The 26192-nt window shown below is 65.5% G+C and carries 20 protein-coding genes; 12 read left to right on the forward strand and 8 right to left on the reverse strand.

Going from position 1 to position 26192, the window contains the following annotated elements:
• Window positions 1–209: 209 nt before the first annotated feature.
• Window positions 210–5186, reverse strand: a complete 4977-nt coding sequence (locus tag EZ304_RS03865; protein ID WP_142806332.1) for an NAD-glutamate dehydrogenase — start codon at window positions 5184–5186, stop codon at window positions 210–212.
• Between the two features lie 250 nt (window positions 5187–5436).
• On the opposite strand from EZ304_RS03865, the gene EZ304_RS03870 reads away from it, so the two are divergent.
• From EZ304_RS03870 to EZ304_RS03880, 3 genes are read left to right on the forward strand one after another with little or no spacing between them, the layout of a single operon-like run.
• Complete coding sequence (locus EZ304_RS03870; RefSeq protein WP_049428357.1) at window positions 5437–6093, forward strand: TetR/AcrR family transcriptional regulator; 657 nt, start codon at window positions 5437–5439, stop codon at window positions 6091–6093.
• Window positions 6093–7358, forward strand: a complete 1266-nt coding sequence (locus EZ304_RS03875; protein WP_142806333.1) for an efflux RND transporter periplasmic adaptor subunit — start codon at window positions 6093–6095, stop codon at window positions 7356–7358. The genes EZ304_RS03870 and EZ304_RS03875 overlap by 1 nt, the downstream gene beginning before the upstream one ends.
• A 15-nt stretch (window positions 7359–7373) precedes the next feature.
• Window positions 7374–10547: a multidrug efflux RND transporter permease subunit gene (locus EZ304_RS03880; protein WP_142806334.1), complete on the forward strand. Its 3174-nt coding sequence runs from the start codon at window positions 7374–7376 to the stop codon at window positions 10545–10547.
• 151 nt (window positions 10548–10698) lie between these two features.
• Here EZ304_RS03880 and EZ304_RS03885 read toward each other — a convergent pair whose 3' ends face one another.
• On the reverse strand, window positions 10699–10992 hold the full coding sequence (locus EZ304_RS03885) for a hypothetical protein (protein WP_142806335.1): 294 nt from the start codon (window positions 10990–10992) through the stop codon (window positions 10699–10701).
• A 287-nt stretch (window positions 10993–11279) separates the two neighbouring features.
• On the opposite strand from EZ304_RS03885, the gene EZ304_RS03890 reads away from it, so the two are divergent.
• Window positions 11280–12011, forward strand: coding sequence for a hypothetical protein (locus EZ304_RS03890; RefSeq protein ID WP_260678237.1), 732 nt, complete (start codon window positions 11280–11282; stop codon window positions 12009–12011).
• On the opposite strand, the gene EZ304_RS03895 is transcribed toward EZ304_RS03890, so the two are convergent.
• The gene (locus tag EZ304_RS03895) at window positions 11948–13096 is read right to left on the reverse strand and encodes an acyl-CoA dehydrogenase family protein (RefSeq protein ID WP_099552385.1); all 1149 of its coding nucleotides are present in this window, start codon (window positions 13094–13096) and stop codon (window positions 11948–11950) included. The genes EZ304_RS03890 and EZ304_RS03895 overlap by 64 nt on opposite strands.
• 153 nt (window positions 13097–13249) lie before the next feature.
• Between EZ304_RS03895 and EZ304_RS03900 the strand changes: the two genes are divergently transcribed.
• The 4 genes from EZ304_RS03900 to EZ304_RS03915 all read left to right on the forward strand — a co-directional run bounded on the left by EZ304_RS03900 (window position 13250) and on the right by EZ304_RS03915 (window position 19299).
• Entirely contained in the window at window positions 13250–14179 is a 930-nt protein-coding gene (locus tag EZ304_RS03900) for an ArsR/SmtB family transcription factor (protein ID WP_014037755.1), read from the forward strand.
• 13 nt (window positions 14180–14192) lie between these two features.
• Window positions 14193–15284 carry a homocysteine S-methyltransferase family protein gene (locus EZ304_RS03905; protein WP_099552387.1) on the forward strand — a complete coding sequence of 364 codons (1092 nt, stop codon included), beginning with the start codon at window positions 14193–14195 and terminating at the stop codon, window positions 15282–15284.
• A gap of 57 nt (window positions 15285–15341) precedes the next feature.
• Window positions 15342–18026: a methionine synthase gene (metH, locus tag EZ304_RS03910; protein WP_142806336.1), complete on the forward strand. Its 2685-nt coding sequence runs from the start codon at window positions 15342–15344 to the stop codon at window positions 18024–18026.
• 85 nt (window positions 18027–18111) lie between these two features.
• Window positions 18112–19299, forward strand: a complete 1188-nt coding sequence (locus tag EZ304_RS03915) for an MFS transporter (protein ID WP_142806337.1) — start codon at window positions 18112–18114, stop codon at window positions 19297–19299.
• 48 nt (window positions 19300–19347) lie between these two features.
• Here EZ304_RS03915 and EZ304_RS03920 read toward each other — a convergent pair whose 3' ends face one another.
• The 5 genes from EZ304_RS03920 to EZ304_RS03940 form a co-directional block, all read right to left on the reverse strand.
• Window positions 19348–20043 (reverse strand): DUF2058 domain-containing protein, encoded by a 696-nt coding sequence (locus tag EZ304_RS03920; RefSeq protein WP_142806338.1) that lies wholly within the window; start codon window positions 20041–20043, stop codon window positions 19348–19350.
• 10 nt (window positions 20044–20053) lie between these two features.
• Window positions 20054–20296, reverse strand: a complete 243-nt coding sequence (locus EZ304_RS03925) for a SlyX family protein (RefSeq protein ID WP_005410256.1) — start codon at window positions 20294–20296, stop codon at window positions 20054–20056.
• Entirely contained in the window at window positions 20289–21638 is a 1350-nt protein-coding gene (locus tag EZ304_RS03930) for a UDP-glucose dehydrogenase family protein (RefSeq protein ID WP_099552391.1), read from the reverse strand. The genes EZ304_RS03925 and EZ304_RS03930 overlap by 8 nt, the downstream gene beginning before the upstream one ends.
• A gap of 23 nt (window positions 21639–21661) precedes the next feature.
• Window positions 21662–22639 (reverse strand): FKBP-type peptidyl-prolyl cis-trans isomerase N-terminal domain-containing protein, encoded by a 978-nt coding sequence (locus tag EZ304_RS03935; RefSeq protein WP_142806339.1) that lies wholly within the window; start codon window positions 22637–22639, stop codon window positions 21662–21664.
• Between the two features lie 96 nt (window positions 22640–22735).
• Window positions 22736–23323 carry a glutathione peroxidase gene (locus tag EZ304_RS03940; RefSeq protein ID WP_099552399.1) on the reverse strand — a complete coding sequence of 196 codons (588 nt, stop codon included), beginning with the start codon at window positions 23321–23323 and terminating at the stop codon, window positions 22736–22738.
• A 367-nt stretch (window positions 23324–23690) separates the two neighbouring features.
• On the opposite strand from EZ304_RS03940, the gene EZ304_RS03945 reads away from it, so the two are divergent.
• From EZ304_RS03945 to EZ304_RS03960, 4 genes are read left to right on the forward strand one after another with little or no spacing between them, the layout of a single operon-like run.
• A complete protein-coding gene (locus EZ304_RS03945) occupies window positions 23691–23930 on the forward strand; it encodes a hypothetical protein (protein ID WP_142806340.1) in 240 nt (79 codons plus the stop codon).
• 2 nt (window positions 23931–23932) lie between these two features.
• Window positions 23933–24292, forward strand: coding sequence for a GntR family transcriptional regulator (locus tag EZ304_RS03950; protein WP_079222416.1), 360 nt, complete (start codon window positions 23933–23935; stop codon window positions 24290–24292).
• Entirely contained in the window at window positions 24292–25167 is an 876-nt protein-coding gene (locus tag EZ304_RS03955) for an ABC transporter ATP-binding protein (RefSeq protein WP_099552635.1), read from the forward strand. Before EZ304_RS03950 ends, EZ304_RS03955 begins: the two co-directional genes overlap by 1 nt.
• Window positions 25164–26192 carry an ABC-2 transporter permease gene (locus tag EZ304_RS03960; protein ID WP_099552634.1) on the forward strand — a complete coding sequence of 343 codons (1029 nt, stop codon included), beginning with the start codon at window positions 25164–25166 and terminating at the stop codon, window positions 26190–26192. The genes EZ304_RS03955 and EZ304_RS03960 overlap by 4 nt, the downstream gene beginning before the upstream one ends.

Below are 26192 nucleotides of genomic sequence, written 5' to 3' on the forward strand. Positions count from 1 at the left end.
GGGACACGCCGTAAACCCATCCCTGGGGGCTCGATCGCGCCATCCATGGCGCTCACGGTCCCGGCGGATATGCCGGTCATCCACCTGGCAGGTTCACGGCCGGCATCGGGTCAGGTGGTCGCAAAGGTCAAAGGCAGAAACAGAACGGCCCCGCTCTCGCGGGGCCGCTCTGTTTCAAGCATGCCGGGCAGCGCCCGGCACTACATCACTTACGCGCCGTGGGCAGCGAGCTGGCCCAGGCGCTGCACCGCGACCGAGACGGTCGGGTAGTCCAGGGTCTTCTGCTCGGCCAGTTCGGCCAGCATCGCCAGGGTGAAGCGCAGGCTGTTGTCGTCACGGCCCATCCAGGCTGCGACCTTGGCCTCCGCGCTGCTGCCCTTGGTGCCCAGCACCTGGCCGGCCAGGTTGCGGTGGTTGGCCGCCAGTTCGTCACGCAGCACGCCACGTGCCACGGCGTGCCAACGACCGTTGACCTCCAGCGCGTCGACCTGCTCGAACAGCCACGGCAGCTGCAGGGCATCGCCCAAGCGGAAGTGGACCTTGGACACGTCCACCGGCTTCAGCTTGCGGGTGCGGGCCAGTTCGATGATGTCGAACGCCGGCTCCAGGAAGTGCAGTTCGGCCAGCTGCTGCGCCAGCGCGGACGGAAGGCCCTTTTCCTTCCACTCGGCCACCAGGGCTTCGTAGGTCGGACGCTGCGAATCCGGCAGCACACCCGAAGCAACGCGGATGTCGTTGAACGGGCCCTGGTAGCGGTTGACCGCTTCGGTGATGCCCGGCATCGCACCCGGGCGCGACAGCAGCCAACGCACGAACGAACGCTGCAGCTTCCAGATCACTTCCAGTGCATCGATCTGCACCGACTCCGGCACCTTGCCGTCGAGGGCATCGATCTGCGCCCACAGCGCGCGTGCATCCAGCGTTTCGCGGCTGATGGTGTAGGCCTTGGCGACCTCGGCGATGGAACGGCCGGTGTCTTCCTGCATGCGCATCAGGAAGGTGGCGCCCATGCGGTTGATGGTCTGGTTGGTCACGGCCGTGGCGATGATTTCGCGCTTCAGGCGGTGACGCTCCATCGCGTCGGCGTACTTCTTCTGCAGCGGGGTCGGGAAGTAGCGCTGCAGTTCCTTGGACAGGTACGGATCTTCCGGGATGTCCGAATCCAGCAGCTGGGCGAACGCCACCAGCTTGGAGTAGGACAGCAGCACCGACAGTTCCGGACGGGTCAGGCCCTGGCCGCGTGCCTTGCGCTGCGACAGCTCGGCGTCGGACGGCAGGAACTCGATCTGGCGATCGAGCAGGCCCTGCTGTTCCAGGGTACGGATGAAGTGCTGCTTGGAACCCAGGCGCTTGACCGCCATCCGCTCCATCAGGCTCAGTGCCTGGTTCTGGCGGTAGTTGTCATTGAGCACCAGCTCGGCGACTTCATCGGTCATCGAGGCCAGCAGCTTGTTGCGCTGCTCGACGGTCAGCTTCTTGGCCCGCACCACATCGTTGAGCAGGATCTTGATGTTGACTTCGTGGTCGGAGGTGTCCACACCGGCCGAGTTGTCGATGAAGTCGGTGTTGAGCAGCACGCCGGCCTGGGCGGCCTCGATGCGGCCCAGCTGGGTCATGCCCAGGTTGCCGCCCTCGCCCACCACCTTGCAGCGCAGCTCGCCACCGTTCACGCGCAGGGCGTTGTTGGCGCGGTCGCCGACATCGCTGTGCTGCTCGCTGGCGGCCTTGACGTAGGTACCGATGCCGCCGTTCCACAGCAGGTCGACCGGTGCCTTCAGGATCGCGCTCATCAGATCGTTCGGCGACAGCGCCTTGACGTTGTCGTCCAGGCCCAGCGCTTCACGCACCTGCGGGGTGATCTCGATCGACTTCAGGCTGCGCGGATAGATGCCGCCGCCCTTGCTGATCAGCTTGGCATCGTAGTCTGCCCAGCTCGAACGCGGCACGGTGAACAGGCGCTCACGTTCGACGAACGTGGTGGCCGCATCCGGGTTCGGGTCCAGGAAGATGTGGCGGTGATCGAAGGCAGCGACCAGGCGGATGTGGCGCGACAGCAGCATGCCGTTGCCGAACACGTCGCCGGACATGTCGCCGACGCCGACCGCGGTGAAGTCCTGGCTCTGGCTGTCACGGCCCAGCGCACGGAAGTGGCGCTTGACCGACTCCCACGCACCGCGTGCGGTGATGCCCATGCCCTTGTGGTCGTAACCGACCGAACCACCGGAGGCGAACGCATCGCCCATCCAGAAGCCGTGCGCAATGGCCAGGCCGTTGGCGATGTCGGAGAAGGTCGCGGTGCCCTTGTCGGCCGCCACCACCAGGTACGGATCGTCCATGTCGTGGCGCACGACATCCACCGGCGGCACGATCTTGTTGTTGACGATGTTGTCGGTGATGTCCAGCAGGCCCTGGATGAACAGCTTGTAGCAGGCCACGCCGTTGGCGAAGATCGCATCACGGTCGCCGTTCACCGGCGGGGTCTTGGCGAAGAAGCCGCCCTTCGCGCCGACCGGCACGATGACGGTGTTCTTGACCATCTGCGCCTTGACCAGGCCCAGCACTTCGGTACGGAAGTCTTCACGACGGTCCGACCAGCGCAGGCCGCCACGGGCAACGGCACCGAAGCGCAGGTGGGTACCTTCCACGCGCGGGCCGTAGACGAAGATTTCGCGGTATGGGCGCGGCTTCGGCAGGTCCGGCACCAGCGCCGAATCGAACTTGAAGCTGATGACGTGGCCGTGCTGGCCGTTGGCATCGGTCTGGTAGTAGCTGGTGCGCAGGGTCGCGTCGATCACGCCCATGAACGAGCGCAGGATGCGGTCCTCGTCCAGGCTGGACACGCGGTCCATCAGCTTCAGCAGCGCATCGCGCGCGGCCTGCATCTGCGCGTCGCGGTCACCCTTGCGGGCGTCGACCACGGTCTTGAGCACCTTCAGGGTGGCGTCGTCGCCTGCAGCCAGCACGTCGAGGTGGGCCTTCAGCTGGGCCTGGCCGGCAGCGATGTCTTCCTTGCTTTCATGGCCGGTGGCCGGATCGAAGCGCGCTTCGAACAGTTCCACCAGCAGGCGGGCCAGCAGCGGGTAGCGCGCGAAGGTGCCTTCCACGTAGGCCTGTGAGAACGGCACGCCGGTCTGCAGCAGGTACTTGCAGTAGCCACGCAGCATGGCGACCTGGCGCCAGTGCAGGCCGGCGGCCAGCACCAGGCGGTTGAAGCCGTCGTTCTCGGCATCGCCGTGCCAGACGCGGGCGAAGGTCTCGCCGAAGGCTTCATCGACGCTGGCGGCATCAATCGCACCGGCGGTCGATTCGACCTCGAAGTCCTGCACGTACACCGGGGCGTTGTCGACCGACAGGCGGTACGGACGCTCGGCAATCACGCGCAGGCCCATGTTTTCCATCATCGGCAGCGCGTCCGACAGCGGGATGTCGTCCAGCTGGCGGTACAGCTTCAGGCGCAGGCCGTCACCGCTTTCGCGCGGCACGGCCTGCAGGCTCAGGCGCAGGTCGTCCGGGCCGGTCAGGGCGTCGAGCTGGCTGACATCGTTGGCGGCAACAGCGGTGCTGTTGTCTTCGATGTAGCCGGCCGGCAGCGCCTTGCCGATACGGGCAGCGATGCGCAGGCCTTCGCTCTCGCCGTGGCGGGTGACCAGCGCTTCGCGCAGGTCGTCCTGCCAGTTGCGCAGCACCTGGGCCAGCTTCTGCTCCAGTTCGGCGGTATCGACGTCGAGCATTTCACCCGGCTTCGGGCGCACGATCAGGTGCACCTGGGCCAGCGGCGATTCGCCCGGCACCACCGAGCTGTCCACGTACTCACCGTGCAGCGCTTCCTTCAGCATCGCTTCGATGCGCAGGCGAACGTCGGTGTTGAAGCGCTCGCGCGGCAGGTAGACCAGCGCGGAAATGAAACGGCTGTACTTGTCGCGGCGCAGGAACAGGCGGCTGCGCACGCGCTCCTGCAGGCCCAGCACGCCCATGGCGGTGCGGAACAGTTCGTCCTCGCTGGACTGGAACAGTTCTTCGCGCGGCAGGGTTTCCAGGATGTGGCGCAGCGCCTTGCCACTGTGGCTGGCCGGGGCCAGGCCCGACTGCTTCATCACGTGCTCGTGGCGCTGGCGCACCAGCGGGATTTCCCACGGGCGACGGTTGTAGGCGCTGGAGGTGAACAGGCCAAGGAAGCGCTGCTCGCCGATGATCTTGCCCTTGGCGTCGAATTCCAGCACGCCGATGTAGTCCATGTAGCCGGCGCGGTGCACGCGCGAACGGGCATTGGTCTTGGTCAGGATCAGCGCGTCCTTCAGGCCGGACGTGGCGTTCAGGCCCTGCGCGGCCAGGGTCTTGACCGGACGGGCGGCGGACTTGTCCTTGCCGCGCATCAGGCCCAGGCCAGTGTCGTTCAGCGGCGCCAGCACTTCTTCCTTGCCCTGCTTCTCGACGCGGTACTCGCGGTAGCCGAAGAAGGTGAAGTGGTTGTCGGCAGCCCAGCGCAGGAATTCCTGTGCTTCCTTGCGCGAGGCGTCGTCGACCGGCAGCTGGCGCTTGCCCAGGTCGTCGGCCAGCGCCAGCGCCTTGTCCTTCATCGGCTGCCAGTCGCGCACGATCGCGCGCACTTCGTCCAGCGCCTTGTTGATGGCCTGTTCGATGGCGGCCATGGCTTCGGCCGGCTGGCGGTCGATCTCCAGCAGCATCACCGACTCGGCATCACCCTCGCCGACCTTGACCAGCTTGCCGGCCTTGTCGCGGCTGAAGCGCAGCACCGGGTGGCCCAGCACGTGGACGCCCACGCCCTGTTCGGCCAGCGACATGGTGACGGTATCGACGAGGAACGGCATGTCGTCGTTGACGATCTGCAGCACCGTGTGCGGCGATTCCCAGCCATTGGCCTTCGCGGTCGGATTGAACACGCGGACGTTGGCCTTGCCGGCCTTGCGGGCACGGGCGAATTCCAGCGTCTCAGCCGCGAGAGCGGCCCACTCTTCAGCGCTGTGGTGCGGGAACTCGTCCGACTCCATGCGCTTGTAGAAGTCAGTGGCGAACGCCACTGCTTCGGCCTGTGCGGCCGCGGGGTAGCGCTTGCGCAATGCCGTGTACACCGGCTCCAGGGAGAAACCAGCGGTCACTGCGACCTCCGACTCTGCTGGTTTGGTCTTGTTTTTCACGGTCTTGGCTGCGGTTTTTTGCGGTTTCATGGCAGAGCGATGCGCTTGCTCAGTTGGGAAAATGAAATTGTAGCCCTACCGCACGAAAAGGCCTTGCTGCAGGACGGAATAAGCAGATTCGGGTTTGCTGCGGTTTAGACGCCTATTCAGTTCGCACCGGTATGGTGCTGGCGCCTGTTTCAGCACTGCCGACAGGATCGGCAAAACGTGTTACCGGAAGACACACGCGGCGACGCCGATGCGATTCCACAATCCTGAACTGGACGGTATAGTCCACCGCGTGAACCCGGCCTACCTCCCCGTTGCCCTCGATGCACGCGATGAGCGCGTGTTCGACGCCGTACGCGAACTGCTGGCCCAGCAGGGCATGCAGATGAGCATGGAGGCGGTGGCCCAGCACGCCGGCTGCTCCAAGCAGACCCTGTACTCGCGCTATGGCAGCAAGCAGGATCTGTTGCGCCGGGTGATGCAGCGCCATGTCGGCCACGCCACCGGCGCCATGGTCCGTGCACTCCGCACTGACGACCTGCGTGCCAGCCTGCTCCAGTTCGCCACCGACTTCCTGGAGCATTTCAACCAACCGCACGTAGGACAGGCCTGCCGGCTGATCGCTGCCGACGCGGCCCAGTTTCCCGAAGAGGCGCGTACGCTGTACCGGCATGGGGCCGGCGCGCTGACGCTTCATCTTGCTGAATGGATTGAAACCGTTTGCATGCGCGGCCAGCTTCGGCATGACGACCCGCACTTCATGGCCGAACTGCTGCTGAGCATGATCGCCGGTCAGGATTTCGACAAACAGCGCTTCCATACCCCCCATCGTGATGACGCGCTGCTGCGTCGGCGCTGGGCAGAGTTCTCCGTCGACAGCTTCCTGCGCGCATTCGCGCCACAGCCGTTGCCGGCCCCGCCTACAAACCAACCCCGGAGTTCCTCCTGATGACCGCCCCACTCCGCACCCTTGCCTTGACGTGCGCCGTTGCTGTCGCGCTGGCTGCCTGCAAGAAGCCGGAACAGCAGATGCCCCCGCCGCCGGAGGTGGGCGTGATCGACGCCAAGCCGCAGACCCTGCCGCTGCAGCGCGAGCTGGTCGGCCGCCTGTCGCCGTTCCGCAGCGCCGACGTGCGCGCGCGCGTGCCGGGCGTGCTGCTCAAGCGCGTCTACCAGGAAGGCTCGCAGGTCAAGCAGGGCCAGACCCTGTTCCTGATCGACCCGGCCCCGCTGCGCGCCTCGCTCAACGCCTCCGAAGCACAGCTGGCCTCGGCCCGCGCCACCTATGCCAATGCCAAGGTGGCCGCTGATCGCGCCCGCTCCCTGGCGCCGCAGCAGTTCGTCTCCAAGTCCGACCTGGACAACGCTGAATCGGCCGAGCGCACCGCGCTGGCCGCGGTCAAGCAGGCCGAGGCGGCGGTGACCTCTTCGCGCATCAACCTGGGCTACACCGAAGTGACCGCACCGATCAGCGGCGTGGCCAACAAGCAGCAGGTCACCGAGGGCGCGCTGGTCGGCCAGGGCGACGTGACCCTGCTGACCACCGTCGACCAGCTCGATCCGCTGTACGTGAACTTCTCGCTGAGCGTGGACGAACTGAGCCAGCTCCGCGCCCAGCAGGCCAAGGGTGCGCTGGCACTGTCCGGTGACGGCAAGGCCACCGTCAGCGTCAAGCTGGCCGATGGCAGCACCTACAGCGAGCCGGGCACCCTGGACTTCTCCTCGACCACGGTCGACCCGGCCACCGGCGCGGTGTCGCTGCGTGCGCTGCTGCCGAACCCGCAGCAGATCCTGCTGCCGGGTGCCTTCGTCAGCTTCCAGGCCAACCTGGGCGAGCGCAACAACGCCTACCTAGTGCCGCAGCAGGCGCTGCTGCGTGACACCACCGGCGGCTACGTGATGGTGGTGGGCGCCGATGGCAAGGTCGTTCGCAAGAACGTCAAGACCGACGGCGCGCAGAACGGCAACTGGCTGGTCAGCGACGGCCTGGCCGCCGGTGACAAGGTGATCGTGGCCGGCGTGCAGAAGGTCAAGGAAGGTGCACCGGCGGTGGCCAAGCCGTGGACCCCAGGCCAGGACGCCAACGGCAAGCCTGCCGCAGGCGGCGCGCCGGCAGGTGCAGCACCGGCCGCAGGCAAGGCACCGGCCGACGCGACCAAGCCCGAGCAGGCCGATGCGGCCAAGCCGGCCGCCACCGATTCGAACAAGCAGTAACGGGAACCTTCCGTCATGCCTAAATTTTTCATCGAACATCCAGTCTTCGCCTGGGTGGTTGCGATCCTGATCTCGCTCAGCGGCGTGATCGCGATCCTCAACCTGGGCGTGGAGTCCTATCCCAACATCGCCCCGCCGCAGGTCACCGTCTCGGCGACCTACCCGGGCGCCAGTGCCGACACCACGGAAAAATCGGTCACCCAGGTGATCGAGCAGCAGCTGACCGGTATCGATCACCTGCTGTATTTCAGTTCCTCGTCCGCCTCCAACGGCCGTGCGCAGATCACCCTGACCTTCGAGACCGGTACCGATCCGGACATCGCCCAGGTGCAGGTGCAGAACAAGGTCTCGCTGGCCACGCCCCGACTGCCTTCGGAAGTGACCCAGCAGGGCGTGGTGGTGGCCAAGGCCAATGCCGGCTTCCTGATGGTGATCGCGCTGCAGTCCGATACGCCGGCCATCAACCGTGATGCCCTGAACGATATCGTCGGTTCGCGCGTGCTCGACCAGGTTTCGCGCATCCCAGGCGTCGGCAGCACCCAGCAGTTTGGTTCCGAGTACGCCATGAACATCTGGCTGAACCCGGAAAAGATGCAGGGCTACGGCCTGTCGGCCAGCCAGGTGCTGGCGGCAGTGCGCGCGCAGAACGTGCAGTTCGCCGCCGGTGCGCTGGGTTCGGACCCGTCGCCGGAAGGCCAGCACTTCACCGCCACGGTCTCGGCCGAAGGCCGCTTCAGCTCGCCGCAGGAGTTCGAGAACATCATCCTGCGCGCGAATCCTGACGGCTCGCGGGTGCTGCTGAAGGACATCGCCCGCGTTGCCTTCGGTGCCAACAACTACGGCTTCGACACCCAGTACAACGGCAAGCCGACCGGCGCCTTCGCCATCCAGCTGCTGCCGGGCGCCAACGCCCTGAACGTGGCCGATGCGGTGCGCGCCAAGATGGACGAGCTGCAGCCCAGCTTCCCGTCCGGCGTGACCTGGTTCTCGCCGTACGACAGCACCACCTTCGTCAAGATCTCGATCCAGGAAGTGGTCAAGACCCTGTTCGAAGCAGTGTTCCTGGTGTTCCTGGTGATGCTGATCTTCCTGCAGAACTTCCGCGCCACCCTGATCCCGACCCTGGTCATCCCGGTGGCCCTGCTCGGCACCTTCCTGGGCATGTGGATGATCGGCTTCACGATCAACCAGCTGACCCTGTTCGCGATGGTGCTGGCGATCGGCATCGTGGTCGATGACGCGATCGTGGTGATCGAGAACGTCGAACGCATCATGACCGAGGAGGGCCTGGCGCCGAAGCCGGCCACGCAGAAGGCGATGACCCAGATCACCGGCGCGGTGGTGGCGATCACCGTCGTACTGGCTGCGGTGTTCATTCCGTCCGCCCTGCAGGGCGGCGCCGCCGGTGAGATCTACAAGCAGTTCGCGCTGACCATCGCCATCTCGATGGCGTTCTCGGCGTTCCTGGCCCTGGGCTTCACCCCGGCGCTGTGCGCGACCTTCCTCAAGCCGACGCACAACGACAACCCGAACATCATCTACCGCACCTTCAACAAGTACTACGACAAGATCAGCCACACCTATGTGGGCCACATCACCTCGGCGGTGCGCCATGCGCCGCGCTGGATGATCCTGTTCGTGGTATTGACCGCTCTGTGCGGCTTCCTGTTCACCCGCATGCCGGGCAGCTTCCTGCCGGAAGAAGACCAGGGCTATGCATTGGCGATCGTGCAGCTGCCGCCGGGCTCGACCAAGGGCCAGACCAACGAAGTGTTCGCGCAGATGCGTGGCATCCTGGAAAAGCAGGATGGCTATGAAGGCATGCTGCAGGTGGCCGGCTTCAGCTTCGTCGGTTCCGGCGAGAACGTGGGCATGGGCTTCATCCGCCTGAAGCCGTGGGAGGAACGCAAGTTCACCGCGCCGGAGTTCATCCAGAACATGAACGGCGCGTTCTACGGCATCAAGGAAGCGCAGATCTTCGTGGTCAACCTGCCCACCGTGCAGGGCCTTGGCCAGTTCGGTGGTTTCGACATGTGGCTGCAGGACCGTAGCGGTGCCGGTTACGAGCAGCTGACCCAGGCCCGGAACATCCTGCTCGGCCAGGCCGCGCAGAAGCCGGACCACCTGGTCGGCGTGCGCCCGAACGGCCTGGAAAACGCGCCGCAGCTGCAGCTGCACGTGGACCGCGTGCAGGCGCAGTCCATGGGCATGTCGGTGTCGGACGTGTACAGCACCATCCAGCTGATGCTGGCCCCGGTGTACGTGAACGACTTCTTCTACGAAGGCCGCATCAAGCGCGTGACCATGCAGGCTGATGGCCCGTACCGCACCGGCCAGGAGTCGCTGAAGAGCTTCTACAGCCCGTCCAGCCTGACCGCCAATGCCGACGGCACCAACGCGATGATCCCGCTCAACACGGTGGTCAAGTCCGAGTGGGTATCCGCGCCGCCGTCGCTGAGCCGCTACAACGGCTACTCGGCGATCAACATCGTCGGTTCGCAGGCGCCGGGCACCAGCTCGGGCGAAGCGATGCAGACCATGGAAGGCATCGTCAACGACGACCTGCCGGCCGGCTTCGGCTACGACTGGTCGGGCATGTCCTACCAGGAAATCCTGGCCGGCAACGCCGCGACCCTGCTGCTGGTGCTGTCCATCGTGGTGGTGTTCCTGTGCCTGGCCGCGCTGTATGAAAGCTGGTCGATCCCGGTGGCGGTGCTGCTGGTGGTGCCGCTGGGCGTGCTCGGTGCACTCGGCCTGTCGATGCTGCGTGGCCTGCCCAACGACCTGTTCTTCAAGATCGGCCTGATCACCGTGATCGGCCTGGCAGCGAAGAACGCGATCCTGATCGTGGAGTTCGCGGTGGAGCAGCGTGCAGCCGGCAAGAACCTGCGCGATGCCACCATCGAGGCGGCCCGCCTGCGTTTCCGCCCGATCCTGATGACCTCGTTCGCGTTCATCATGGGCGTGATCCCGATGGCGATCTCCACCGGCGCCGGCGCCAACTCCCGCCACGCCATCGGTACCGGCGTGATCGGCGGCATGCTGTTCGCCACCCTGCTCGGCCTGCTGATGATCCCGGTGTTCTTCGTGGTCGTGCGCCGCATGCTGGGTGACAAGCTGGATGAACCGTCCAAGGAGTTCCTGGAACGCCAGCGCGACGCGGAATCCGCGCATCGTCCGGATCGTTGATCCGGCGGTGAGCTGAAACGAAAAGGCCCCGGAGCGATCCGGGGCCTTTTTTCTTGCCACATTTGAATCCATGCCAACCAAGGTTGGCATCTACCAGGGCAACGGCATGCCCGGTAGCCGCCAACCTTGTTGGCGCTGTTCGGGCAACGTCTCAGCGCAGCAGCGCCACCACCACGCACACGGCCACAACCGCCATCGCAGGCCATTGCATCGGCAGGAAGAAGAAGTGATGCGGAGCATGCTGGCCATGTGCACGCGGCTTTCGATTGAGCACGAAACCCAGCACTGTATTGATTGCCGAGCCAAGGCCGAACGCCAACAGGACCTGGCCGAGTGACGTATTGCCCCGACCCACCGCAGGATCGGGGAACAGAACCAGGATGAGCAGCACGGCAGCAATCGGCGTGAGCAGGGTCAGCACCCCTGCGCCTCGATAGATGAGCATGTGGTGGTGTCCATGAACGGCCGGGCATTCTGCGATCATCGAGCCGGAATGCCAATTGATCGTTGGCCTGCCGACTGCCCAGAGACCGGTCGCATATGGCCTGCACCGGAAAGCCCCTTCCACTGCAGCCATGGGAGTCCCCGACACCGAGGCGCTCAAGGCGTCTACCGGTTTCGCAGAAGTCCCCCGCTTTGGATTCATGGGCGCGCAGAAGTGCGGCACGCCCGGATCGTTGCTATCCAGATGCCTCCAAGGCAATCGATCCGATGCCGTCCAGGAGACCGTTCATGGAAAGAGCACCACTACGACTCTTCAGCCGTCCCGCCCTGCTGCTTGGCGCCCTCTTCGCGGCCAGCAGCATCCAGGACGCCCATGCGGCAGGCGTCCTCGTCTGCGACAACTGTCGCGATCCACGCGCGCTGGCGCTGTCCTCGGGAACGGGGCCCACCATCGTCGCCGACTTCCAGCAGCGCCGGATCCATGGCTTCGACGTGGAATACGATCGCGAGCTGCGCCGCTATCGCGCAACAAGGGCGCAGATTACCGAATCGATCAGTGCATCCTTCAACCGGATCATGGGCATGCTCGACAACAATGTGCCGACCACTCAGTTCGCCTCGCGGCAGACGGCAGGCAGAGGTGCCCAGTTCGAAGTGCATCCGGATGACCCGCAATCGGCCAACGGCATACGATTCCCGGAAGAACACAGGAACCTCAATGCCTACGATGTCGTGCAGATGGCAACCGAGCGTTTCAGACTGGAGAGCGCCATGGGCAAGGCATTCACCGGCGCCACGACATCGTCGAGGGCCTGGAACAGCATGGCGACATTCCTGTCCTCGATCGGCCTGAGCTTCGTCAGCAAGGCCCTGGGAATGGAAGGGATATCGTCTGCCGATTGCCACGTTGATCGCACAAGCGATACGGGGCGGCAATCGCCGCCCCGTCGTGTCCATCAGCGCAGCCCGGTCTCGTTGCGGGCGATCACCAGGCGCTGGATCTCCGAGGTGCCTTCGTAGATCTCGGTGATCTTGGCATCACGGAAGTAACGCTCCAGCGGCATTTCCTTTGAATAGCCCATGCCGCCATGGATCTGCACGGCCTGGTGGGTGATCCACATCGCGGCTTCCGAAGCGGTCAGCTTGGCCACCGCCGCTTCGGTGCTGAAGCGCTTGCCCTGGCCCTTCACCCACGCCGCGCGCAGGGTCAGCAGCAGCGCTGCGTCCAGCTTGCACTTCATGTCGGCGATCTTGGCCTGGGTCATCTGGAAGGTACCGATGGCCGCGCCGAACGCCTTGCGCTCCTTCACGTACTCCAGGGTCGCTTCATAGGCGGCACGGGCGATGCCGATGGCCTGCGAGGCGATACCGATGCGGCCCGCGTCGAGCACGCTCATGGCGATCTTGAAGCCCTCGCCTTCCTGGCCCAGCACGTCTTCGGCCTGCGCCACATAGTCGTTGAACTCGATCTCGCAGGTGGCCGAGGCACGGATGCCCAGCTTGGGCTCGGTCTTGCCACGACCGAAACCGGCCTTGTCGGTATCGATGATGAAGGCGGTGATGCCGCGCGCGCCCTTGTCCGGCTCGCTCATCGCGAACAGCACGATGTACTTGGCCACCGGGCCGGAGGTGATCCAGCTCTTCTTGCCATTGATGACGAAGGTGCCGTCGGCCTGCTTCACCGCGCGGCAACGCATGGCGGTGGCATCGGAACCGGACTGCGGCTCGGTCAGCGCGAACGCGCCGATGGCCGTGCCTTCGGCGATGGCACGCACGTAGGTCTGCTTCTGCTGCTCGGTACCGTGAGTGAGGATGCCGTTGCAGAACAGCGAATTGTTGACCGACATGATGGTCGAATGGGCTGCGTCGGCGGCGGCGACCTCCACCATCGCCAGCACGTACGCAACCGGGTCCATGCCCGCACCACCGTATTCGGTGGGCACTTCGATACCCATCAGGCCGTTCTCGCCCAGCAGGCGGATGTTGTCCAGCGGGAACTCGCCGGTACGGTCATGATGCTCCGCGCTGGGGGCGATCTTTTCCTGCGCGATGCGCCGCGCGACGTCCTGCAACATCAACTGCTCTTCAGTAAAGCTGAAATCCACAACACCCTCCCGGGTACATGATGTTATGGGCCGCGCAGGGCGCGCCCAGGTGCACCGATTGTACCGGGGCCCGGCGGCTTCCGTACGCCAGCGACTTGACCGCGGCAGGCCTTCTCAGCGAATATATCTCTATATCGCGATAGGTAGATATTTATGGATCTTGAAGATTGGTCGACCCGCCTGAAGGTGTTCGCCGATGCCACCCGCGTGCGCCTGCTGGCGCTGCTGGAGCAGGAGGAACTGACCGTGGCCGAACTGTCGGCGATCACCCGACTGGCTCAGCCGCGCGTGTCCACCCATCTGGCGCGCCTGAAGGAAGCCGGCCTGGTTCGCGACCGCCGCGCCGGCGTGTCGGCCTATTACCGCTTCGACGAAGCCCAGCTGGACCCGGCGCAGCGTGCATTGTGGCATGCATTGAGCAACGGAAGCGACGACCCGCTGCTGCGCCAGGATGCCGAGCGCGTGGCCGCGGTGCTGGCCCACCGTGCCTCCGACCAGAACTGGGCCGACAGCGTGGCCGGCGACATGGAACGCCACTACTCTCCCGGACGGACCTGGGAGGCGCTGGCGCGTACCGCGCTGCCGCTGCTGGAAACCGGCGACGTGCTGGACATCGCTTCCGGCGACGGCGTGCTGGCCGAACTGGTGGCCCCGCATGCCAAGCGCTACATCTGCATCGACACCAGCGCGCGCGTGGTCGCCGCGGCCAGCGAGCGGCTGCGTCGCCTGCCCAATGTGGAAGTGCGCGAGGGCGACATGCATGCGCTGCCGTTCAAGGACGGCAGCTTCGACCTGGTGGTGCTGATGCACGCACTGACCTATGCCAGCAAGCCGGCGCAGGCGGTGACCGAAGCCGCGCGCGTGCTGCGCCCGGGGGGGCGCCTGCTGCTGTGCAGCCTGGCCCGTCATGAGCACAAGGCGGCCGTGGAGGCCTATGGCCACGTCAACCTCGGCTTCAGCGACAAGGAACTGCGCAAATTCGTCGACAAGGCCGGCCTGCAGGTCTCGAGCCTGGAGACGGTCACCCGCGAAAAGCGCCCGCCGCACTTCGAAGTGATCTCGCTGATCGCCAACAAGCCCTGAGCCGGAAATCGCCATGTCCACCCTGCCCTGGTTGCACCCTGACCGCGCCAACGCCCTGCTCGACGCCCTGCGCGATCGGATCCTGATCATCGACGGCGCGATGGGAACGATGATCCAGCGCCATGGCCTGCAGGAAGACGACTACCGCGGCGAGCGCTTCGCCGGTGGCTACGACCACGCGCACGGCCCGGGCTGCGACCATGCGGCGCCGGAAGGACATGACCTGAAGGGCAACAACGACCTGCTGCTGCTGACCCGGCCGCAGATCGTCGCCGACATCCACACCGCCTACCTGGAAGCGGGCGCGGATCTGGTCGAGACCAACACCTTCAACGCCACGTCGGTCAGCCAGGCCGACTACCACCTCGAACACCTGGTGTACGAGTTGAACAAGGCGGGCGCTGCAGTGGCACGGGCCTGCTGCGATACGGTGGCCGCAACCACACCGGGCAAACCGCGCTTCGTGATCGGGGTGATCGGGCCGACCAGCCGCACCGCCTCGATCAGCCCTGACGTCAACGATCCCGGCTTCCGCAACACCAGCTTCGACGAGCTGCGCGACACCTACCGCGAAGCCATCGACGGCCTGATCGATGGCGGCGCCGACACCATCATGGTCGAGACCATCTTCGACACGCTCAACGCCAAGGCGGCGCTGTATGCGCTGGAGGAAGCGTTCGATGCGCGCGGCGCGCGCTTGCCGGTGATGATCTCCGGCACCATCACCGACGCGTCCGGACGCACCCTGTCCGGGCAGACGGCCGAAGCGTTCCATGCGTCGCTGGCGCATGCACGGCCGCTGTCGATCGGACTGAACTGCGCGCTGGGCGCCGATGCGATGCGCCCGCACGTGGAAACCCTTGCACAGGTCGCCGACTGTTACGTCAGCGCACACCCCAATGCCGGCCTGCCCAATGCCTTCGGCGAGTACGACGAGACGCCGGAGGACATGGCCAGCACCCTGCGAGGCTTCGCCGAAGATGGCCTGCTGAACCTGGTCGGTGGCTGCTGCGGCTCCACGCCCGACCATATCCGTGCGATTGCCAATGCCATGGCCGGGCTGTCGCCGCGCGCGCTGCCCGGCACCCGGGAGCAGGCCGCATGAACGTTGCCGCCACCGTCCCGCACTTCCCGCCCTACTGCTGTTGAGCCGACGCCTGCCATGACGCCTGTCCGCCCTACCCGCCTGTCCGGCCTGGAACCCCTGGTCATCACCCCGGACCTGCTGTTCATCAACGTCGGCGAACGCACCAACGTCACCGGCAGCGCGCAGTTCCGCAAGCTGATCAAGGAAGGCCGCTACGAGGAGGCGGTGGACGTGGCCCGCCAGCAGGTGGCCAGCGGCGCGCAGATCCTCGACGTCAACATGGACGAGGGCCTGATCGATTCGGAAGCGGCGATGACCCGCTACCTCAACCTGATCATGTCCGAGCCGGACATCGCGCGCATCCCGGTGATGGTCGACTCCTCCAAGTGGAGCGTGATCGAGGCCGGCCTGAAGTGCCTGCAGGGCAAGAGCGTGGTCAACTCGATCTCGCTGAAGGAAGGCGAGGCGCTGTTCCGCGAGCATGCACGCAAGGTGCTGCGCTATGGCGCCGCTGCGGTGGTGATGGCCTTCGATGAAAGCGGCCAGGCCGATACCTGCGCGCGCAAGGTCGAGATCTGCACCCGCGCCTACCGCATCCTGGTCGACGAGATCGGCTTCCCGCCGCAGGACATCATCTTCGATCCGAACATCTTCGCCGTCGCCACCGGCATCGAAGAGCACGACAACTATGCGGTGGACTTCATCGAAGCCACCCGCATCATCAAGCAGACACTGCCGCACTGCCATGTGTCCGGCGGCGTCTCCAACGTGTCGTTCTCGTTCCGTGGCAACGAAACGGTACGCCAGGCCATCCACTCGGTCTTCCTGTACCACGCGATCGCCGCCGGCATGGACATGGGCATTGTCAATGCCGGTGCCATGCCGATCTACGACGAGCTGGAGCCGGAGCTGCGCGAGCGCGTGGAGGATGTGATCCTCAACCGCCGCAGCGACGCCACCGAGCGCCTGCTGGAAATCGCCGAGCGCTACAAGGGCAGGAAGGGCGCAGCGAAGACCGAGGACCTGGCCTGGCGCGAGAAGCCGGTGGCGCAGCGCCTGGCGCACGCGCTGGTGCACGGCCTGGATGCCTTCGTAGAGGAAGACACCGAGCTCGCCCGTCAGACCTCCAGCCGCCCGCTGGACGTGATCGAAGGCCCGCTGATGGACGGCATGAACGTGGTCGGCGACCTGTTCGGCGCCGGCAAGATGTTCCTGCCGCAGGTGGTGAAATCCGCGCGCGTGATGAAGAAGGCGGTGGCCTACCTGCTGCCGTACATCGAAGCGGAAAAGGCGCGCAGTGGCGACACCGCCAAGAGCAACGGCAAGATCATCATGGCCACGGTGAAGGGCGATGTGCATGACATCGGCAAGAACATCGTCGGCGTGGTCCTGGCCTGCAACAACTTCGAGGTGGTCGACCTGGGCGTGATGGTTCCGGCACAGAAGATCCTCGATGCCGCGCGCGAACACAACGCCGACCTGATCGGCCTGTCCGGCCTGATCACTCCATCACTGGAGGAGATGAGCCACGTCGCCCGCGAGATGCAGCGACAGGGCTTCGACCTTCCGCTGCTGATCGGTGGCGCGACCACCTCACGCGCGCACACCGCACTGAAGATCGACCCGCATTACCACGCGCCGACGGTCTGGGTGAAGGATGCTTCGCGCGCGGTCGGCGTGGCCCAGTCGCTGATCTCGCGCGACCTGCGCGACGCCTTCGTTGCCGCCAACGAGGCCGACTATGCCGAGATCCGTGCGCGTCATCGCAACCGTGGCGATGCCAAGCGCCTGGTATCGCTGGAGCACGCACGCGGGCAGAAATTCCAAGGCGACTGGGACAGCTACACGCCGCCCACACCGAAGCAGCCGGGCCTGCACGTGTTCGATGACTATCCGCTGGCCGAGCTGGTGGACTACATCGACTGGACGCCGTTCTTCCAGGCGTGGGAGCTGGCCGGCAAGTTCCCGGCCATCCTCACCGACGAGATCGTCGGCACCCAGGCCAGCGATCTGTACAAGGACGCCCGCACGATGCTCGACCGCATCGTCGGCGAGAAGTGGCTGACCGCCAAGGCGGTGTTCGGCCTGTGGCCGGCCAGCAGCATCGGCGACGATGTGCGCGTGCAGCACCCGCAGGGCGAAACCACCCTGCACTTCCTGCGCCAGCAGGTGGACAAGCCGGCCGAGCGCCCGGATTTCTGCCTGGCCGATTTCATTGCACCGGCCGACAGCGGCCGGGACGACTGGATCGGCGCATTCGCGGTCACCGCCGGCATCGGCATCGACGCGCATGTCGCGCGCTTCGAAGCCGAGCATGACGACTACAACGCGATCCTGCTGAAGGCCCTGGCCGACCGCTTCGCCGAAGCGCTGGCCGAGCGCCTGCACCAGCGCGTGCGCATCGAATTCTGGGGTTACGCCCGGGCCGAGACGCTGGACAACGAGGCCCTGATCGATGAGCAGTACCGTGGCATCCGCCCGGCCCCCGGCTATCCGGCGTGCCCCGAGCACAGCGAGAAACGCCGACTGTTCGATCTGCTGCAGGCCGAGGCCAACGCGGGCATGGAACTGACTGAAAGCTTCGCGATGCTGCCGACCGCCGCAGTGTCGGGTTACTACTTCAGCCATCCGCAAAGCCAGTATTTCGTGGTCGGGCGCCTCAGCCGCGAGCAGGTCAGCGACTACGCCCGGCGCAAGGGCGTGGACCGTGCCCAGGCCGAACGCTGGCTGGCCTCCAACCTCGACTACGACCCCGAATGACACAAAAAGGGGACGGAGGGGATTAAGTCGTTTGTGCATAAGCGACTTAATCCCCTCCGTCCCCTTTTTGCCTCATCATTCCGCGATGACCGTTCCCGTTGCCCGCCTGTCCAGCTTCTACCTGTTCTATTACGCGGCGCTGGGCGCGTTCACTCCGTACTGGAGCCTGTTCCTGACCGCGCGCGGGATGAGCGTGACCGCCATCAGCGTGATGATGGGACTGTGGTATGCCACACGCGTGGTTGCACCCAGTGCCTGGACCTCGCTGGCGGCCGCATCACCGCGGCCGATCCGCCTGCTGCGCATCGGCTGCGTGCTGACCCTGATCAGCTTCGCCGCATTCCTGCTGCCCCTGCCACAGCCATGGATGTATCCAGCGATGATCGTGTTCTGCTTCTTCTACAACGCGGTGATGCCTCAGTTCGAATCGATCACCCTCACCCATCTCGGCAGCGACAGCCATCGCTACGGCCTGATCCGGGTCTGGGGTTCGCTCGGATTCATCGCCATCGTCACTCTGTTCGGCTGGCTGATCGAAGGTGACGGCACCGCCAGCCGCGCCGGGCTGCTGCCGTGGATGATGCTGCCGCTGTTCGTCCTGCTGGTTGCCTCGGCCTTCAGCAACCACTACGCACGCGACATCGGCAGGACCGGCGGCGATGCCAGCGGCTTCTGGCAGATCGTGCGACGCCCGCCGGTGCTGGCATTCTTCCTGGCCGCTTTCATGGAACAGCTCTCGTTCGGCCCGTACTACACATTCTTCTCGGTCTACATGGACCACCACGGCTATCGCACGTCCACGCTCGGCCTGCTCTGGACCATCGGCGTGGTGTTCGAAGTGGGCGTGTTCTTCACCATCGGTCGCTTCTTCCGCCGCTACGACGCCAACTGGATGCTGCTGATCGCGCTGGTCAGCTCCTGCCTGCGCTGGGCGGTGACCGCACTGTTCCCGGAAAACCTGCCGGTGATGCTGCTGGCGCAGACCGCGCACGCGTTGGGCTTTGCGGCGTTCTTCGCGGCGGCGATGCAGATGCTGGCGACCTACTTCCCGGGTCGCCTCAACGGCCATGGCCAGGGCCTGCTGTACGGCTTCTCGTCCGGTGTCGGCGGCGTGCTGGGCGCGCTCATCGCCGGCCAATTGTGGAAGATCGACGAGGGACGCACGGCCTTCCTCGCGGGAAGCGGGTTCGCTCTGGTCGGCGCCCTTCTGTGCTTCTTCGCGCTGAGCCTGCCGTTGATCCGTGCACGCCGCAGCATTGCGCGGGCCCGGTAACGAAAACGCCGGGCAATGCCCGGCGTTTTCATCGTGCAGCAGGTTCAGTTACCAGACCAGGTCGTCCGGCACCTGGTACTGCGGGTCCGCGTAGGGATCTTCCTCGGCCGGCGCGTTCGGGTCGACCTTCAGCGCCACCGATGCGGCAAACACCGCTTCGGACTGTGCCAGCACTTCGGCGGTCACCAGCAGGTAACGGCCATTGAGCTGGACCACGCCCAGTTCACCGGCATTGAGCGCGGTCAGCTGTTCGGCGGTCACGTAGATACGCTTGATCTTGCCGCCATACGGGAAGTGGCGGGCAATGTCGGCCGCCTCGGCATTGAGGCTCTTGTCCTTCAGCAGCTCTTCCAGCTTGGCCTTCGCTTCGCGGCGCACGCGTGCTTCTTCCTGCTTCAGGCGCTCGGTCTCGATGCGCTCTTCCTTCTCGCGCTGGGCGCGGATGGCATAGGCCTTGGCCAGATCCATCTCTTCGGCGCTGCGCGGCTTGCGCGGGCCCTGCGGGCCCGGGCCACGCAACTGGCCGGGCTTGCCCGGGCCACCCGACTTGCCGGGGCCATGCCCACGGCGCTCGCCAGGCTTGTGCTCGCCCCGGCCTGCGCCCTGCGGCTTTCCATTGCCATTGCCATTGCCACCCTTGCCCTGCGGGCGGCCATCACGGCGGGGGCCATCATTCTTGCGCTCGGGCTTGGGCGCCGGCTTGAAGCCCAGGCCCATCAGCTGGTCGCGGAGGGTATCGCTCATAGGATTCGGATCAGTAGTGCGGCGGCGGCGGTTCGCTCGCCGGATCGGAAGAATTCAGTGCGTTGCGGACCTTGCCCAGGTCCTCCAGCAGCACGCGCAGCACGTCGGCGTTGCGCATGCCCTGCATGCGCGCATCGGCCAGCGCATCGCTCAATTCGGCAAGCGCCTGTTCCTGGAAGGACACGCGCATTTCCAGTTCGACCAGGCGCGCTTCCAGCGCCTGCTCGCGCTCGGTCGGCAGCAGGTCAGACATGCAACGAACGCCCCCGGCCAATGCCGTAGTACGCCAGGCCAGCAGCTTCCACTTCGGCCGGATCGTACAGATTGCGCCCGTCGAACACCGCCGCGTCCTTCAGCTGCTCGCGCAGCTTCTGGAAATCGGGGCTGCGGAACTGCTTCCACTCGGTAACCACCACCAGCGCGTCGGCCCCTTCGAGGGCTTCATCGGCGCTGTTGCAGAACACCAGGTCATCGCGCTCGCCGAAGATGCGCTGCGATTCATGCATCGCTTCCGGGTCGTAGGCACGCACCGTGGCACCGCCTTCCCACAGCTGGGCCAGCAGGCGACGGCTGGAGGCTTCACGCATGTCGTCGGTGTTCGGCTTGAATGCCAGGCCCCACACGGCAAACGTCCTGCCGCGCACGCCTTCGTCCTCGCCCTTGTCGTAATGACGCTGGATGAGGGCGAACAGGTGGCCCTTCTGCGCATCATTGACCGCTTCCACCGCGTTCAACAGCTTCGGCTCAAGACCATGCTGCTGCGCGGTTCGGGCCAGCGCCTGCACGTCCTTGGGGAAGCAGGATCCACCGTAACCGGCACCCGGATAGATGAAGTGCCAGCCGATGCGTGGGTCCGAACCGATACCCTGGCGGACCTGCTCGACGTCGGCACCGACACGCTCGGCGATGTTGGCGATTTCGTTCATGAACGAAATCTTGGTCGCCAGCATCGCGTTCGCCGCGTACTTGGTCAGCTCGGCCGAGCGCACGTCCATTTCCACCACGCGGTCGTGATTGCGGTTGAACGGCGCATACAGGCGGCGCATCACCGCCACCGACTCCTCGCTGGTCGCACCGATGATGATGCGGTCCGGGCGCATGCAGTCGGCAACCGCGTCGCCTTCCTTCAGGAATTCCGGGTTGGACACCACATCGAAGGCGATGTCCGCGCCACGCGCGGCAAGTTCTTCAGCAATGGCGGCACGCACCTTGTCGGCGGTGCCCACCGGCACCGTCGACTTGTTGACCACCACGGTCGGCACGCTCATGTGCCGGCCAATGGTACGGGCCACGGCCAGTACGTACTGCAGGTCGGCACTGCCGTCCTCGTCCGGCGGGGTACCAACGGCGATGAACACCACCTGGCCATGCGCGATCGCGGACGCGGCATCGGTGGTGAATGCCAGCCGCAACGCGGCGTGGTTGGCCTTCACCATCGGCTCCAGGCCGGGCTCATAGATCGGGATGATGCCCTGGTTGAGGCCATCCACCTTGGCCTGGTCGATATCGACGCAGACCACCTGATGACCGACATCGGCCAGGCAGGTACCGGTCACCAGACCTACATAACCGGTACCGAAAATCGCAACGCGCATGTCCGTGCAGGCTCCGTGGTGGCTTACGGCAGGACGCCCAGCAGCTCGACGTCGAACGTCAGAGTCGCGTTCGGGCCGATCGGGCCACCCGGGGTGCCATTCTCGCCATAAGCCAGATTGCCCGGGATCCAGAAGCGGTACTTCGAACCGACCGGCATCAGCGCAACGCCCTCGGTCCAGCCCTTGATCACCTGGTCCAGGCCGAACTCGGCCGGCTGACGACCATAGGAACTGTCGAACACGGTGCCGTTGAGCAGCTTGCCTTCATAGTTCACGCGCACCTTGCTGCTCGGCAGCGGGCGCTCGCCGCTGCCCGGGCGGATGATCTGGTACTGCAGGCCCGAAGCAGTCGTCACGACGCCCGGCTGGGTCTTGTTCTTGGCCAGGAAGGCATTGCCTTCCTCACGGTTGGTCTGCGCAGCAGCGGCAGCCTTGGCCTGCATTTCAGCCTGCTTGCTGCCCATGAAGGCCTGGATGGTGGCGGTCGCGTCAGCTTCCGTCATCTTCGGCTGACCCTTGCTCAGGCCGGTGCTGATCGCGTCAAACAGCGAGGCAACGTCGATGTCGTCCTTCAGCTGCGCCAGCGACGGGCCCACCGAGTAGGAACCGATCATCTGCGACACCTTGACGCGGTCGACCTTCGGCGGCTGCGAACCCGGCGCCATGCCCGGCACCTGCTGGCCGCTGCGGGCCATCACGACCTGGCGCAGGGCCGCGTCGGTGGCCTTGGCCTGTTCCTGGGTGATCTGCGGCTGCAGGCCTTCGAACGAACGCTCCACGGCGGTACGCAGCGCGGCCACGTCGATCTCATCGGCGATCGGGGTGAACGACTTGGCCACGTCCAGGCCGATGGCGTAGCCGAGCTTCTGCTTGGGGGAATTCAAGGTTGCGGTCTCCTTGGCGGCTGCGGGGGCAGCCGGTTGTTGCGACAGAGCGACACCCGAAGTGCCCATCGCCAGAATCAGAACCGACGCCGCGGCGCCGCGCATTCCCATCTTCATTCGCTGCATTCCTGGAAGTGTCTGGGCGCCGACGTCGGCGCGAAAAGAAACATTGTCGCACGCATGCCGTCGATGTCGAGGCATCCGTGCCGGATATCAATGAGTGGCGGCTGCAGCCAGCGCCTTGTCGATGGCCGCGGTCAGCTGCGGATCATCCGGCGTCACCTTGCTGGCGAACTGGGCGATGACCTTGCCATCGCGGCCGACCAGGTACTTGTGGAAATTCCAGCCCGGTGCCACGCCGGTGGCCGCCGTCAACCGCTGATAGAGCGGCGTCGCCTCCGCACCGACCACATGCACCTTCTCGAACATCGGGAACTTGACCCCGTAGGTGAGCGTGCAGAAATCCTGGATCTGCTTCTCGTCGCCCGGCTCCTGTCCCTTGAAATCATTGGAGGGGAAACCGAGCACCGCAAAACCACGGCCTGCGTAGCGCTTCTGCAGCGCCTCCAGTCCTTCGTACTGCGGGGTGTAGCCGCACTTGCTGGCGGTATTGACCACCAGCAGCACCTGGCCGTGATAGCGCTGCTGCAGGTTGACCTGCTGCTTGCTGGCCAGCGGCCGGTAGTCCAGGTCGAGCAGGTCGGCGGCCAGGGCGCTGGCGGAACCGGCGACACCGGCCACCATCAGGGCCAGCAGGGACAGGCCGCGCAGGCGGCGCGGAGAAACGGTCGACAGGGGCATCAGGAGCGGTCCGCGGTAGCCATTCACAGGGCCCGGCCAGCAGCGGCCGGGAATCGGCCGAACTATAGCACCGGGCTTCAATGGCCCAGATGGCAGGGGGCGGCCCAGGCTTTGCGCGGCGTGGCGGCTACGCCCTTCGCCGATCTTCGATGGCGAAGGGATGACATGGTATGGACATCGCTGAATGGAAGACCGCACTGGATCGCCCCATGCGACAATTTTATTTTCTTTTTAAATCAACGATGTAAGTGATTGTTTCAGCACTCTGACCACCCCTGCCATGAGTTGGGGACGGCAGGGGGTTGCACCTGAGCGTGCCGGTGTTATAGTTGCATACAACACCAGTCACCTGAGACAGGGGGAAGCCATGAACGTCCGGATCCGTCGCAACCTCACCGCACCTGCGGCCGCTGCCGTTTCGACCCTGATCGTGCTGGCCTGGTTGGCCGCGCCCAGCTTCTCCGACTCCGCTGACAGTGCGCAGGACGCGACCGCCTCGCCGGCAGGGAACGCCACTGCTCCCTCCCCCCCTCCCCCGCGTCGGCTGCACAGCTCCCTGTCCATGCCGTATTTCTCGTTCGCCCAGCCGCTGACCCCACGGAGCTGAATATGAGCGACATCCAGTGGAGCGACGGCGCTCCCATCTACCGTCAGTTGAAGGAGCGCGTGATCGCCATGATGCTCGACGGAATCCTCAAGCCGGGCGATGCCCTGCCTTCGGTGCGCCAGGTGGCCGCCGATTACCAACTCAACCCCATCACCGTTTCGCGCGCCTACCAGGAACTGGCCGACGAAGGCCTGGTCGAAAAGCGCCGCGGCCTGGGCATGTTCATGACCGAGCAGGCCGCCACGCAGCTGCGCAGCAGCGAGCGCGAGCGCTTCCTCAATGAAGAATGGCCGGCCGTGCTGGAGCGCATCCAGCGCCTGGGCCTGAGCCTCGACGAATTGCTGCCCCAGGGGAAGATCTGATGAGTACCGTAGCAAGCGAAGCCGTCATCACCGCAAAAGGCCTGCGCAAGGCCTACAAGTCCACCGTTGCCCTCGACAATGCCAGCTTCAGCATCCCGAGCGGGCGCATCGTCGGCCTGATCGGCCCCAACGGTGCCGGCAAGACCACGGCATTGAAGGCACTGCTCGGCCTGACCTCGGTGGAAGGTGAGCTGAGCGTGCTTGGCCGCGATCCACGCCTGCACCGCGACGAGCTGATGAACGACATCTGCTTCATCGCCGATGTCGCCGTGCTGCCGCGCTGGCTGAAGGTGCGCGAGGCGATCGACTTCGTCGCCGGCGTGCATCCGCGCTTCGACCGCGCCCGCTGCGAACGCTTCCTCGCCAATACCAAGCTGCAGCCGAAGCAGCGCGTGCGCGAACTGTCCAAGGGCATGATCGTGCAGCTGCACCTGGCGCTGGTGATGGCCATCGATGCCCGTGTCCTGGTACTGGACGAGCCCACCCTGGGCCTGGACATCCTGTACCGCAAGGAGTTCTACCAGCGCCTGCTGGAGGACTACTTCGACGAGCAGAAGACCATCATCGTCACCACCCACCAGGTGGAAGAGATCGAGCACATCCTCAGCGACGTCATGTTCATCCGCGACGGCCGCATCGTGCTCGATGCGGAAATGGACGAGGTCGGCCAGCGCTACACCGAACTGCTGGTCAACGCCGACCAGCTGGAAACCGCACGCGCCCTGAAGCCTATCGACGAGCGCAGCCTGGCGTTCGGCAAGACCGTGATGCTGTTCGACGGCGTACCGCGCGCCCAGCTTTCCACCCTTGGCGAGACCCGCAGCCCGGGCCTGGCCGACCTGTTCGTCGCCGTCATGAAGGGGACCTACGCATGAATGCCGTCAACCACCCCGTCAGTCCCCTCGGCACCCTGCGCTGGCTGCTCAAGCGCGAGTACTGGGAAAACCGCGGCGGTTTCCTGTATGCCCCGCTGATCGCCGGCCTGATCTCGCTGGTGATGAGTACCGTCGGCATCGCCTTCGGCCTGTTCGCATTGAACCGCGCGGCGCGCAACGGTGCGCTGCATGTCGATGGCGAAAGCGTGAACGTCAATGGCCTGGACCTGGCCCTGCTCACCCGCAACATCGACAGCAAGGACCTTGCCGACCTCGGCAACGGCCTCGACCTGACCCTGGTGCTCAGTTCGGCCTGGCCGTTCCTGGTGCTGGCCTTCGTGGTGTTCTTCTATTGCCTGGGCGCCCTGTACGACGACCGCCGCGACCGCAGCATCCTGTTCTGGAAGTCGTTGCCGCTGTCGGACACCCAGACCGTGCTGTCCAAGGTGATCAGCGCACTTGTCGTGGCGCCGCTGATCGCGGTGATTGCCGGCATCATCACCATGTTCGGCTTCATGCTGATCATCAGCATCGTCGCGCTGATGCACGGTGGCAGCCCGATGGCCCTGATCTGGGGGCCCGCCAGCCCGTTGACCCTGGCCGCTGGCCACCTGAGCTGGATTCCGGTCTACGCTCTGTGGGCCCTGCCCACTGCAGGCTGGCTGCTGCTGTGCTCTGCCTGGGCCAAGAGCAAGCCGTTCCTGTGGGCGGTGATGCTGCCACTGTTTGCCGGCGTCATCGTCAGCACCACCAAGATCATGCCGCTGTTCGGCCTGACCACCGGCTGGTTCTGGCAGAACATCGTCGGCCGCCTGCTGCTGGGCGGCGTGCCCGGCATGGACCTGCTGTACCGCCTCGGCGCAGGTGAAGGTTCGCGCCGCGACCTGGATTCGGTGGTCAGCCTGATGTCCCCCGCCTCGCAGCTGAAGTCGCTGGCGATGCCGGAACTGTGGATCGGAGCGGCCGTCGGTGCAGTGTTCATCTTCCTCGCCATCCGCCTGCGCAAGCGCGCCGGCGAGATCTGA

The sequence above is a fragment of the Stenotrophomonas maltophilia genome, from assembly GCF_006974125.1.
Taxonomy (GTDB): domain Bacteria; phylum Pseudomonadota; class Gammaproteobacteria; order Xanthomonadales; family Xanthomonadaceae; genus Stenotrophomonas; species Stenotrophomonas maltophilia_O.